This is a genomic window from Cupriavidus sp. DL-D2, assembly GCF_039710735.1.
GTDB lineage: Bacteria > Pseudomonadota > Gammaproteobacteria > Burkholderiales > Burkholderiaceae > Cupriavidus.
The window spans coordinates 313718-326149 of record NZ_JBDKXK010000002.1; the positions used below are offsets into that span (position 1 = coordinate 313718).

General features: G+C 63.7%; 10 protein-coding genes. 8 read left to right on the forward strand and 2 right to left on the reverse strand.

Annotation, left to right across the window (positions count from 1 at the left end; genetic code table 11):
* The first annotated feature begins 16 nt into the window (after positions 1–16).
* From ABDB81_RS02535 to ABDB81_RS02565, 7 genes are all read left to right on the forward strand, one after another.
* The gene (locus ABDB81_RS02535; RefSeq protein ID WP_346809621.1) at positions 17–1135 is read left to right on the forward strand and encodes an ABC transporter ATP-binding protein; all 1119 of its coding nucleotides are present in this window, start codon (positions 17–19) and stop codon (positions 1133–1135) included.
* Position 1136: 1 nt separating this feature from the next.
* Positions 1137–2246: an ABC transporter ATP-binding protein gene (locus tag ABDB81_RS02540; RefSeq protein ID WP_346809623.1), complete on the forward strand. Its 1110-nt coding sequence runs from the start codon at positions 1137–1139 to the stop codon at positions 2244–2246.
* Positions 2243–3136: a sugar ABC transporter permease gene (locus ABDB81_RS02545; protein ID WP_137924246.1), complete on the forward strand. Its 894-nt coding sequence runs from the start codon at positions 2243–2245 to the stop codon at positions 3134–3136. The genes ABDB81_RS02540 and ABDB81_RS02545 overlap by 4 nt, the downstream gene beginning before the upstream one ends.
* A complete protein-coding gene (locus ABDB81_RS02550; protein ID WP_160472690.1) occupies positions 3129–3959 on the forward strand; it encodes a carbohydrate ABC transporter permease in 831 nt (276 codons plus the stop codon). Before ABDB81_RS02545 ends, ABDB81_RS02550 begins: the two co-directional genes overlap by 8 nt.
* A gap of 9 nt (positions 3960–3968) precedes the next feature.
* On the forward strand, positions 3969–4277 hold the full coding sequence (locus ABDB81_RS02555; protein ID WP_137924244.1) for a DUF2160 domain-containing protein: 309 nt from the start codon (positions 3969–3971) through the stop codon (positions 4275–4277).
* A gap of 127 nt (positions 4278–4404) precedes the next feature.
* Complete coding sequence (locus tag ABDB81_RS02560; protein ID WP_160473273.1) at positions 4405–6135, forward strand: ABC transporter substrate-binding protein; 1731 nt, start codon at positions 4405–4407, stop codon at positions 6133–6135.
* Positions 6136–6467: 332 nt separating this feature from the next.
* Positions 6468–8618, forward strand: coding sequence for a TonB-dependent siderophore receptor (locus ABDB81_RS02565; RefSeq protein WP_346809625.1), 2151 nt, complete (start codon positions 6468–6470; stop codon positions 8616–8618).
* Between the two features lie 18 nt (positions 8619–8636).
* On the opposite strand, the gene ABDB81_RS02570 is transcribed toward ABDB81_RS02565, so the two are convergent.
* Positions 8637–10622, reverse strand: coding sequence for a diguanylate cyclase (locus ABDB81_RS02570; protein WP_137924242.1), 1986 nt, complete (start codon positions 10620–10622; stop codon positions 8637–8639).
* A 250-nt stretch (positions 10623–10872) separates the two neighbouring features.
* Entirely contained in the window at positions 10873–11733 is an 861-nt protein-coding gene (locus ABDB81_RS02575; RefSeq protein ID WP_137924241.1) for a LysR family transcriptional regulator, read from the reverse strand.
* Positions 11734–11823: 90 nt separating this feature from the next.
* On the opposite strand from ABDB81_RS02575, the gene ABDB81_RS02580 reads away from it, so the two are divergent.
* Positions 11824–12432 (forward strand): cysteine hydrolase family protein, encoded by a 609-nt coding sequence (locus tag ABDB81_RS02580; protein WP_160472688.1) that lies wholly within the window; start codon positions 11824–11826, stop codon positions 12430–12432.

The following is a 12432-nucleotide window of genomic DNA, read 5'->3' on the forward strand; positions in this document are numbered from 1 at the left end:
AGAACATGGAGACCGGATGCAGCTCAGCCTGGACGGCATTGCGCAGCAAGTAGGGTCGCAAGCCTATCTTTATCCGATGTCGCTGGCCCCCGTGCCCGGCGCCGTCACCATCCTGCTGGGCACCACCCAGGCCGGCAAGACTTCGCTGATGCGGGTCATGGCGGGGCTGGATCGCCCCACGGCCGGCCGGGTACTCGTCGACGACGCTGATGTGACCGGCGTGCCGGTACGCGAGCGCAACGTGTCGATGGTGTACCAGCAGTTCATCAACTATCCCTCGCTCACCGTATTCGACAATATCGCGTCGCCGCTCCGGTTGCGGCGCGACAGCCGCGACGACACCGCGGCCCGCGTGCGTTCCCTGGCCGCGCGCCTGCATATCGAACACCTGCTCGACCGTTATCCGTCGGAACTCTCCGGCGGCCAGCAACAGCGTGTGGCACTGGCCCGTGCACTGGCCAAGAACGCGCCGCTGATGCTGCTGGACGAGCCACTGGTCAACCTCGACTACAAATTGCGCGAGGAATTGCGCGAGGAACTGACGCACCTGTTCGCGCAGGGCGATGCCACGGTGATCTACGCCACCACCGAACCCGCCGAAGCATTGCTGCTCGGTGGTCACACCGCAGTGCTCGATGCCGGTGAATTGCTCCAGTACGGGCCAACTCCCGAGGTCTTCCACTATCCCGCGTCGCTGCGCGTGGCCCGCGCGTTCAGCGATCCGCCGATGAACCTGATCGAAGGCGTGCTGGCCGCTGGCCGTGTGACGCTGCCCGGCAATATCGTGGTGCCATTGCCCGAGGTGCGCGCCCCGGATGGACCCGTGACGGTTGGCGTGCGCGCCGCCGCACTGCGCCTGCAGGCGGTGCCTGACAGCATCGCAGTGCCGGGCAAGGTGGCGCTGGCCGAGCTGTCCGGTTCCGATACCTTCGTTCACGCAGATACCCCCGCTGGTAACCTCGTGGCCCAGTTCGCAGGGGTGCAGGACCTGCGGCTCGGCGCGCCGCTCTCGCTCCATATCGAGCCGGGGCAGCTATATCTGTTCAACGCGGCGGGCGAGCGTATTCACGCGCCGCGTCGCCCCGGTGCGCTGGCCGATGTGGCGAGCCTGCCGCTGACCGGATCGGGGGCCTGACATGGCACGCATCGATCTCGATCTCGCGCATTCATACGTGGCCCATCCGCAGAAGGATGAGGATTACGCGCTGCTGCCGCTGAACTTTACGTTCGAGGATGGTGGTGCGTATGCGCTGCTCGGACCATCCGGCTGCGGCAAGACCACGCTGCTGAATTGCATCTCGGGGCTGCTACGTCCGTCGCAGGGCACCATCCGTTTCGACGGTGCCGATGTCACCGAAGCCTCGCCACAGGCGCGCAATATCGCGCAGGTGTTTCAGTTCCCGGTGATCTACGACACGATGACCGTTGGCGAAAACCTCGCATTCCCGCTGCGCAATCGCGGCGTGCCCGCTGACAAGGTGCGCGAGCGCGTGGGACGTGTGGCGGAAATGCTCGATCTCTCGTCATCGCTCGACCGTCGTGCCAGCGGACTGGCTGCCGATGCAAAGCAGAAGATTTCGCTGGGACGCGGGCTTGTGCGGCAGGACGTATCGGCCATCCTGTTCGATGAGCCGCTGACCGTGATCGATCCGCACTTGAAGTGGCAACTGCGGCGCAAGCTCAAGGAGATTCATCAGGAGTTCCGACTCACGCTGATCTACGTGACGCACGACCAGACCGAGGCACTGACCTTTGCCGAGCAAGTGGTCGTGATGTCGCGCGGCAAGGCCGTGCAAGTGGGTTCTGCCGATGCGTTGTTCGAGCGGCCCGCGCATACCTTCGTCGGTCACTTCATCGGATCGCCGGGCATGAACTTCCTGCCGGGCCAATGGCGCGACGGCGCCATCGAAGTGGCAGGGCGGCGCTATATGCCTGAACTCCCGCCGCAGACACTGGCCGCGCTGCAGGCGGCAGGCAGTTTCAAGATCGGCGTGCGGCCCGAATATCTGCACCTCGCACTGGCCGATCATCCGCAAGCGATGCCGGTGCGCGTGGAACGTGCGCAGGACATCGGCACGTACTGGCTGGTGACAGCCACCGTGGCGAATGGCCCCGACGGCGAACCCGCCACGATCCGCGCGCGGCTCGGCACGGAGGCCGCCGCGCTACGTCCCGGCGATACCGCTTGGCTTACGGCGTTCAACCGCCATACCTGCTTCTATATCAACGAGGAACTGCTGCCATGAAGCCCGTGAACCAGAAGGCCTGGCTGCTGGTGTTGCCCGTGGTGATCTGCGTGGCGTTCTCCGCCATCCTGCCGCTGATGACCATCGTCAACTACTCGGTGCAGGACATCATCTCGCCCGAGCGGCGCGTGTTCGTGGGCACAGAATGGTTTGCCACGGTGCTGCGCGATTCGGAACTGCATGACGCGTTGTTGCGACAGCTCGGCTTCTCGCTGGCGGTGCTGTGCGTGGAGATCCCGCTGGGCATCCTGCTGGCGTTGGCCATGCCCGCGCGTGGCTGGCAGGCATCGGCGGTGCTGGTTGTCATTGCGCTGTCGTTGCTGATTCCGTGGAATGTCGTGGGCACGATCTGGCAAATCTTCGGGCGCACCGACATCGGCCTGCTCGGCGCCGCGCTTGACGGCATGGGCTTCGACTACAACTACACGGGCAGTGCAGTGGATGCCTGGGTCACGGTGCTCGTCATGGATGTCTGGCACTGGACGCCGCTGGTGGCGTTGCTCTGCTATGCGGGTTTGCGTGCGATTCCGGATGCCTACTACCAGGCCGCGCAGATTGATGGTGCCTCCCGCTTCGCGGTGTTTCGCTTCATCCAGTTGCCCAAGTTGCGCGGCGTGCTGATGATTGCGGTGCTGCTGCGCTTCATGGACAGCTTCATGATCTATACCGAGCCCTTCGTGCTGACGGGCGGCGGTCCCGGCAATGCCACCACGTTCCTTTCGCAGTATCTGACGCAGAAGGCCGTGGGGCAATTCGACCTGGGGCCGGCTGCTGCGTTCTCGATCGTCTATTTCCTGATCATCCTGCTGACGTGCTTCGTGCTCTATAACTGGATGCAGCGCGCTGGCACTTCGGGTGCGGCGGGCGTGGAGGAGGTGCCTCATGGCTGACCAGAAACTGCCCGGCCAGCGTCCCGGCTGGTGGCGTCCCGTGTTCCTGACGATCTACCTGCTGTTCGCCATCGTCCCGATCTACTGGATGCTGAACATGTCGTTCAAGACGAACGAGGAAATCGTGTCCTCGCTATCGCTCTGGCCGGCCGCGTTCACGATCGAGCATTACCGCACCATCTTCACCGACGCCTCGTGGTACTCGGGCTATATCAACTCGCTGATCTACGTGGCGCTCAACACTGTGATCTCGATCAGCGTGGCGCTGCCCGCCGCCTATGCGTTCTCGCGCTATCGTTTCATTGGCGACAAGCACGTGTTCTTCTGGCTGCTGACCAACCGCATGACGCCGCCCGCTGTGTTCCTGCTGCCGTTCTTCCAGCTCTATACGACGCTGGGGCTGATGGACACGCACCTCGGCGTGGCGTTGGCGCACCTGGTCTTCAACGTGCCACTGGCGGTATGGATTCTGGAAGGCTTCATGTCGGGCGTGCCGCGCGAGATCGACGAGACCGCTTATGTCGATGGCTACTCGTTTCCGCGCTTCTTCCTGACCATCTTCCTGCCGCTGATCAAGGCTGGCGTGGGCGTGGCCGCGTTCTTCTGCTTCATGTTCAGTTGGGTCGAACTGTTGCTCGCGCGCACGCTGACATCGGTCAACGCCAAGCCTATCGTGGCGACGATGACGCGCACGGTCTCCGCCTCGGGCATGGACTGGGGTGTGCTGGCAGCGGCGGGCGTGCTGACCATCGTGCCGGGTGCCATCGTGATCTGGTTCGTGCGCCACTACATCGCGAAGGGCTTCGCGATGGGCCGCGTGTAAGGAGAGAGCATGCTGAACTGGATGGTATGGACCACGCCGGTGGCGGTGTTCTTCGCGCTGGTGGTGCTGATGCTGATCGGGATGACCGTCTGGGAAGTGCGCTCGCCCACGGTGGAGCGCAAGGGTTTCCTGCCGATTGCCACCACGCGCGGCGATCGACTGTTCATCGGCCTGATGATCGCCGCGTGGATCAACCTGGCATGGGTGGGTCTTGGCGAAAAGATGCAGGGATGGTTCGGGCTGGCAGAGGCACCGTCGGTCTGGATCAGCGCGGGCATCTCGGCCGTGGTGCTGTTGCTGGTGATGCGCAAGGGGTAACAGCACGTCACCACAAGAAAGGAATTCGCTGTCATGGGCTGCGAGATCTTTATCCCCTCCCCGGGGCCGCAACCCAGTTACAGATCCGGGGAGGGGTTGCTGAGGAGACACACTGATGAAGAAGCACGTGAAGTTGGGGATGTCGGCCCTGGCCTTTGCGGCAGCGCTGACATGCGGCCACGCTGCGTTTGCCGATGAGGCTGCGGCGAAGAAGTGGATCGACAACGAGTTCCAGCCTTCGTCACTCGCCAAGGACAAGCAGCAGGCGGAAATGAAGTGGTTCATCGACGCGGCGGCCAAGCTCAAGGCCAAGGGCGTCACGCAGATCAGCGTGGTCTCGGAGACGATCACGACGCACGAGTACGAATCGAAAACACTGGCCAAGGCGTTCGAGGAAATCACGGGCATCCAGGTCAAGCACGACCTGATCCAGGAAGGCGACGTGGTGGAGAAACTCCAGACGTCGATGCAGTCGGGCAAGTCCATCTACGACGGCTGGATCTCGGACTCCGACCTGATCGGCACGCACTATCGTTACGGCGCCATCCTGCCGCTGACCGACTACATGAACGGCGCTGGCAAGGAATTCACCAATCCGGGCATCGACGTCAAGGACTTCATCGGCACCAAGTTCACCACGGCGCCGGACGGCAAGCTGTACCAGTTGCCCGACCAGCAGTTCGCCAACCTGTACTGGTTCCGTGCGGACTGGTTCGCGCGCAAGGACCTGCAGGACAAGTTCAAGGCCAAGTACGGCTATGACCTGGGCGTGCCGACGAACTGGTCTGCGTACGAGGACATCGCCAACTTCTTCACGAACGACGTGAAGGAGCTGGATGGCAAGAAGGTCTTCGGCCATATGGACTATGGCAAGAAGGACCCCTCGCTGGGCTGGCGCTTTACCGATGCATGGCTGTCGATGGCGGGCGCCGCCGACAAAGGCCTGCCGAACGGCATGCCGGTGGACGAATGGGGCATCCGCGTGGCCGACGACAAGTGCACGCCCGTCGGTGCATCGGTCTCGCGTGGCGGTGCCACCAACAGTCCGGCAGCGGTCTATGCACTGACCAAGTACATCGACTGGATGAAGAAGTACGCCCCGCCGCAGGCCATGGGCATGACGTTCTCAGAAGCCGGTCCCGTCCCCGCGCAGGGTCAGGTCGCGCAGCAGATATTCTGGTACACGGCGTTCACGGCCGACATGACCAAGAAGGGCCTGCCGGTGGTCAATGCCGATGGCTCGCCGAAGTGGCGCATGGCGCCGTCGCCGTATGGCCCGTACTGGAAGCAGGGCATGCAGAACGGTTATCAGGACGTGGGCTCGTGGACGTTCTTCAAGAACACCGATCCGAATCGTCTGGCCGCAGCGTGGCTCTACGCGCAGTTCGTGACGTCGAAGACCGTGTCGCTGAAGAAGTCGCTGACCGGTCTGACCTTCATCCGCGACAGCGATATCAACCACGAGTACCTGACCAAGAACGCGGCCAAGTACGGCGGGCTGGTGGAGTTCTATCGCAGCCCGGCACGCGTGGCATGGACGCCTACCGGCAACAACGTGCCCGACTATCCGAAGCTCGCCCAGCTCTGGTGGAAGAACGTGGCCACGGCGGTCACGGGCGAAAAGACCCCGCAGGCGGCAATGGATAACCTTGCCGAGGAAATGGACCAGGTGATGGCCCGCCTGCAGCGCGCGGGCATGGCACAGTGCGCGCCGAAGCTCAACCCGAAGGGTGACCCGAACAAGTGGTTGTCATCGGAACACGCCCCGTGGAAGAAGCTCGACAACGAGAAGCCGAAGGGCGAGACCATCGCCTATGACAAGCTTCTGCAGGCCTGGAAGGAAGGGAAGGTGCGCTAGGAAGTTTCTGATTTTTCAGATAGGTAGTGCGGACGGCGGCGCCCATGGCGTCGCCGTTTTTTTTGCGCTGACAATTTTTGCGCGAATTACATCGCGACTTCGGTTTGATCAAGCGGCGGACGCAAAGGTGATCGACATCGACGCGGTGCACCCCAGCGTCGTTGGACACCGGCAACAAAGCGGCCTTTGTTGGCCTGACGTTGACCTGACGCAGCCTGGGGCTTCCCGACCCCGGGCTATAAACGCGAACTATTCGCATTGACCTGAAGGCGATGCACGCGCTGGTGCGTGCGTCGACCTCTGGGCGTCTTTCACAACTTTCGGGAGTTTCAATGTCTTCGCACCGTCCATCTCGCGGACGCGCCGTTCGCGCGTCCGGCCTGTCTGCCGTCCTGTCGCCCGTCGCTGCCGCCGTACTGGGGATGACGATTTCGCTTTCCGCCCATGCGCAGACCAACACCCACACGCTGCCGACGACAACCGTCGTCGGCGAGCGGACCGGCGAGGCGGAAAAAGTCGAGCAGGTCAGCAGCGGCGCGCTCGGCGAGCGCAAGGCCGTGGACACGCCATTCTCGGTCAATGCCGTGTCGAGCGACGAGATCCAGCAACGCATGGCGCAGACCGCCAACGACGTGTTCAAATTCGACCCCGCCGTGCAGGTTCTCAGCGACAACGCACGCAACGAGAACGCGTATTTCGCCGTGCGCGGCATGCGCGTGGACATGCTCGACGGCACCAAGGTCAACGGCCAGAACTTCATGAGCTGGGACTCGGATGTCCCGCTGGAGCCGTTCGAACGAGTGGAACTGCTCAAAGGGCTGACCGGCTTCATGTACGGCTTCGGCTCGCCGGGCGGCATCATCAACTACGTGACGAAGGCGCCCACCGACAAGCCGCTGCGCGAGGTAACACTGGGCTACCAGATCAACAGCGTCTGGAGCGAGAAGCTCGATGTCGGTGGCCGCTTCGGCAATGACGGCCGCTTTGGCTACCGCATCAACGCCGTGAACGAGGACGGCAACACCAACGAACCCAATGTCCACGTACGCCGCCAGACGTACTCGCTGGCCACCGATTTCCGCATCACGCCAGATCTGACATGGAACGCGGATGTCATGTACTGGAAGCGCAAGTCGCAAGGCACGCTGTTCGCCATGGCCTTCGGCCCGGACAAGATTCCCGCTGCGCGCAGTGTGGCGCGCAACCTGGCGCAGCCGTGGTCGTCGCACGAAACCGATACGTTGACCGTGGGCACCGGCCTGGACTACCGCATCAATAGCCACTGGAAAACGAGCTTCAACTATCGCTTCGCACGCCAGAACCGCCTGAACGCGGACAGTTTCCTGTGGGTGACGGACGACGCGGGCAATTTTGCAGACACCAACTACCGCTGGAAGACCGCGTACTACTATCAGGCGTACGACGCCATGGTGCAGGGCAAATTCCAGACGGGCCGGCTGACGCACGACATCGTGGCCGGCATGGGCTACCAGTCGCAGGTGCAGGAACTCGATAGCGGCCCCGGCAGCCGTGGCGTCTTCATCGGCATGAACAACCTGTTCAATCCGGTGCTACTGCCCGAGCAGCCCGGCGTCGGCAAGGACTACAGCCCGTACCGCGACTACAAGATCCAGCAGAAGTCCGTGTACCTGAGCGATACCATGCAGATCACGCCGCGCCTGTCGGTGCTGGCGGGCGTGCGCTACAACATGTTCTCGCAGGACAAGTACAACTCGCAGGCGATACAGACATCCCGCTACAGCGCGAATCCGTTCACGCCGACGGCGGCGGTGATGTTCAAGACCGACCACTTCTCGACGGCCTATGCCAGCTACGTGGAATCACTGGAGCCGGGCGGCTCGGCGGGCCAGACCACGCTGAACGCCGGCGAGACCTTCGGACCGCTCAAGAGCCGCCAGTACGAACTGGGCTTCAAGACCGAGCGCAACAAGTGGGGCGCCAATGTTGCACTGTTTCGCGTGGAAAAAGGCTATGCGTACACGAACCTCTCGAACTATTTCGTGCAGGACGGCAAGCAGCAATTCACCGGCCTGGATACCAGCGGCTTCTGGCGCGTGACCCGCGACCTGCGCCTGACAGGCGGCGTGCTGTGGCTTAACACCAAGACCAGGGACGTGGACGACCCGAAGGTCAACGGCAACCGCGTGTTCGCCACACCGAACTACATCGTCACGGGCCGTGTGGAGTACGACACCCCGGTCCTGCCGGGGCTGACGCTGTGGACCGGCGCCAAGGTGACCGGCGCAATGTTCGTGAACTCGGCCAACACCAAGCAGATCCCGTCGTACACCACGGCAGACCTGGGCGCGCGCTACACGACACGCGCGGCCGGCAAGGAACTAACCGTGCGCGCCACACTGAACAACGTGTTCAACCGCCGCTACTGGACCACCACCTACGACGGCTTTGTGCTGCCGGCATCGACGCGTACGTTCATGATGAATGCGTCGATGCGGTTCTGATTGGTATCGGATACCGGGTCAGTTCTGGACCTCGGCGGCGATCAGCGCCGAGGTCTCTACGGCGTGGATGCTCCCCGCATGACACGCCTTGCCATGCCGCTTGGCTTCGTAGAGCGCCATGTCCGCCCGCATGAACAGTTCGCTGACCGAGGTGCCTTGGTCGGGGCGGTGCATGGCGCTGCCGACGCTGGCCGTGGAGACCAGGCGGCGGCCGTCGATCTCGAACGGGCGCAGGGCCGCGTGCACCACCGTATGGGCGATGCGCTCCACGGTGTTCTGGCTGTGTACGTTATCGAGGATGATCGCGAACTCGTCGCCGCCGATGCGCGCCACGGCGTCGCCAGTGCGCACGCAAGCGCGAAGACGTTCGGCGAATGCAATCAGCAACTGGTCGCCGATGGGGTGACCATGGGTGTCGTTGACGGCCTTGAAGTCGTCGAGGTCCACCAGTAGCAGGGCGGCGCGGTGGCCATTGGCGTCGGCGCGCGCCATCATCTCCTGGAGGCGGCGGTCGAAGCCCTTGCGGTTCAGCAAGCCAGTCAGGTGATCGGACAAGGTCTGGGCTTCGAGCGAGCGCAGCTTCTGCCGTTCGCCCGTGACGTTGCGCGAGAACATGTGCAGGCCAGCGAGCGTCGCCGTTGCGTCCTGCGCATCGTTCCAGGCGGGCTGGAACGTGACTTCCCACGCCGTGCCATCGGTGGCTTCGCGCGTGAAGGTGACCGGGTCCCCGGCACGCGCCTGTTCGAGGAATGGCTGGTAGGCCACGTATTCGGCCGTGCCCCAGAGTTCGCGCAGCGACAGCCCCGCGATCTGCGCGGCGGGTAGCCCGAAGTGCAGCGCGAAAGCCTGATTCACGAAGACGAAGCGTTCGCTGGCGTCAATGAACGCGACAAAGTCCGGCACGTGGTTGGCGATCGCCTCCAGCCGTTTCTCGCTGGCAGCGGCGCTGTCCTTGGCGGCTTTCAGCGCGGCTTCGCGCTCCGACAGTTGCGACATGACCTCCGAGAATGCGCCGGCTAGTTCGCCGATCTCGTCATCGCGCTCCACTGGCAGATCGGCCACGGCCGCAGGCTGTTCGCACAGGCGGCGCACGGTGCGGTGCAGGTGTTCGAGCGGGGCCAGCAGCCGCCGGATCATCAGCCACATCAGCAGCGCCGCGATGCCGAGCGATGCCAGGGCAACAGCAATCGCGCGATGCCTGACTTCGAACAGCGGCGAGTAGGCTTCGGCGGCCGGAAGCACCGAGATGATTTCCCAGCCGTTCGATTCCAGCAGGCGGCGTGCCACGACGGGTTGGACCGGTGACAGGACTTCCCAGCGCGACTCGGGCTGCTCGGCGCCGCACGCTTCACCGATGGCCAGCGCAGGCTTCAGCACCCGGGAGGTATCCGGATGCATGGCATATCTTGGATTCGGGCCTGCCGAGACCAGACAGTAATAGCCGGTAACGCCCACGCGATGTTGGGCGAGTTCACGCAGGAAGTTGTCGGCGGACAGGTTCAGCACACCGCCGACCACGCCACGCAGTGCGCCTTTCGCATCGCGCAGCGGGACGGCCAGGATCACGCCCGGCGAACTGGTGTGCTTGCCTTGCAGCAGATCCGACACCGCGAAATCGGCGCCGCGCACAATGTTCTGGAAATAGTCGCGCTCCCAGACGGATACCTTCTTGTCCAGGGGGACGGCCGTGCTGAAGACCACATTCCCATCAGGCCGGACGAGGAAGACGGCGTTGAAATGCTCGGGCATGTCCACCGTATCGGTAGCCAGACGGAGCAACTGGGCGGGGGACTGGTCAAGCGAAGGCGATAGCGTCCGTGCGAGCCGGCGGAGCACCACGGCGCGCGATTCAAGCTTCTCGTCGAGTTGGTCGGCAATGAGCCTGACCAGTGTGTCCTGCTGCGCCTGAACCACCTCGTTCAGCCGCGTGTAAGCGTAGTACTGGGAAAACCCCGAGCGCGCCACGAATACGAGCGTGACGACCGCTGCGGCGGCGATTGCCATCCTGTACTTCAATGAGTGCCGCATGGAACGCATCTTGAATTTATGCGCACTGACCCGTTTCTCGGTTGCCTTTGGGCTTTGTGCAACGACCCTGCCCATCTGTTCGAACCTCTACGGCAGCCGGGTGGAAGCGTAGCAGAACTGCAACTTATTGAGCGGCGTCAACGAGTCATTCGCGTGCGGCTCACCACATGGGGTGACGCATGCGGCGCGTCGTTGCAGCAATGCGACACCCGTCTGAAACAGGTGTTCATGGGCAAGCAGTCAGGGTCTCTGCCAGCCAGTCGATCACGGGACGGAATCGTGACGCGCCCCGAAACTCGACGGGGTAGGCCAGCCAGATCTCGCGGATCACTTCCGGCACAGGGCGCACACACCAGAGCCCCGGTTCCTTGTCGCCCAGATAGTGAGGGAGCAGGGCGACGCCGAGGCCGGCGCGTACGCCCTCGCGCACGGCAAAGAAGCTGTTGGACTGGAAGGCGAGGCGCCGCGCCTGCGCCTGTGGCCATTCCACTTCGGGTAGCGCGAAACCTTCATCGAGCAGGCCGCAGATGGGTGTATCGCGCGACTCGGCCACGGCGGTGGACATGCCCGAGGGCGCGTAGAGCCCAAAATGCATCGTGCCGGCGCGCTGCGCGACGATGGTGTCTTCCTGCGGACGCGCAAGCCGCACGGCAATGTGCGCGCGGCGCTTGGCAAGACTGGTCACCCGGTTGTCCACTTCCAGCCGGACCTCCAGCTCGGGATTCGACGCATAGAGCGCCGGCAGCCGAGGCGTCAGGACCATGCTGCCCAGCGACGCAGTGGAGGCAATGCGCACCACGCCCGACACGCCGGTACCTACCCCTTCGATTTCGCGGATCAGCCGGTCGGCCGATTCTTCCATCTGTCGGGCGGCAATCAGTGCATTGCGGCCTGCGGCGGTGAGCACGAAGCTGCCGTCGGCGCGAGTCGCCACGGGTTTGCCAAGCGCGGTCTCCAGCCGCCGGATGCGCCGGATGGCCGTGGCATGGGTGATATCGAGTTCGCGGGCGCAGGCGGAATAGCTGCCGGCTCGCATCAGGGTGGACAGCGTTAGCAGGTCGTCCCAGGCAATTGTGCTTTTTTGCACGGCAAGTGTGAGTCTGTGGGGAATTGGCGCACAGGTTAGCGCGCTCTACGATGCCTGCATAGTCACCGCACACTACCTCGGAAACCCACCATGACCGCTGCCGCACCCTTCACGTTGCTCGACGCCGCTGGCGCCAGCCGCAAGCCATCCGCCTGGTCCGAGGCGGTGCTGGTCCTGGTAGACCATCAGCGCGAGTACGTGGATGGCAAGCTGCCGTTGACGGGCATGCCCGAGGCTGTGGCCGAATGTGGCGCGCTGCTTGCCCTGGCGCGGCAGCACGGCACCCCGGTCATCCATGTGGTGCATCACGGCAAGGCCGGCGGGGCGTTCGATCCGGATAGCATCCACGCGCAGATCATCGACGGTCTGGAACCTGCCGAGGGCGAGCAGACGCTGGTCAAGAGCCTGCCGAACAGCTTTGCCGGTACGGATCTCGCGGCGCGGCTGCAGGCGATTGGACGCCGGGAACTGATCGTGGCTGGCTTCCAGACGCATATGTGCATCAGCGCGACGGTGCGATCGGCGCTCGACCATGGCTATCGCGTGACGTTGGTCGCATCCGGCTGTGCCACGCGCGATCTGCCGGACCCGCTCGGCGGCGATCCGCTATCGGCTGCCGATCTGCATCGCTACACGCTCGCCGCGCTCAACGACCGCTTTGCGACGGTGGTGCAGGATGCGTCGGTGTGGTCGAAGTAG

Excerpts from the sequence above, each read along its gene's own strand:
- ABDB81_RS02535 (WP_346809621.1), top strand. The coding sequence starts at position 17 with ATGCAGCTCAGCCTGGACGGCATTGCGCAGCAAGTAGGGTCGCAAGCC.
- ABDB81_RS02540 (WP_346809623.1), top strand. The coding sequence starts at position 1,137 with ATGGCACGCATCGATCTCGATCTCGCGCATTCATACGTGGCCCATCCG.
- ABDB81_RS02545 (WP_137924246.1), top strand. The coding sequence starts at position 2,243 with ATGAAGCCCGTGAACCAGAAGGCCTGGCTGCTGGTGTTGCCCGTGGTG.
- ABDB81_RS02550 (WP_160472690.1), top strand. The coding sequence starts at position 3,129 with ATGGCTGACCAGAAACTGCCCGGCCAGCGTCCCGGCTGGTGGCGTCCC.
- ABDB81_RS02555 (WP_137924244.1), top strand. The coding sequence starts at position 3,969 with ATGCTGAACTGGATGGTATGGACCACGCCGGTGGCGGTGTTCTTCGCG.
- ABDB81_RS02565 (WP_346809625.1), top strand. The coding sequence starts at position 6,468 with ATGTCTTCGCACCGTCCATCTCGCGGACGCGCCGTTCGCGCGTCCGGC.
- ABDB81_RS02570 (WP_137924242.1), bottom strand. The coding sequence starts at position 10,622 with ATGGCAATCGCCGCCGCAGCGGTCGTCACGCTCGTATTCGTGGCGCGC.
- ABDB81_RS02580 (WP_160472688.1), top strand. The coding sequence starts at position 11,824 with ATGACCGCTGCCGCACCCTTCACGTTGCTCGACGCCGCTGGCGCCAGC.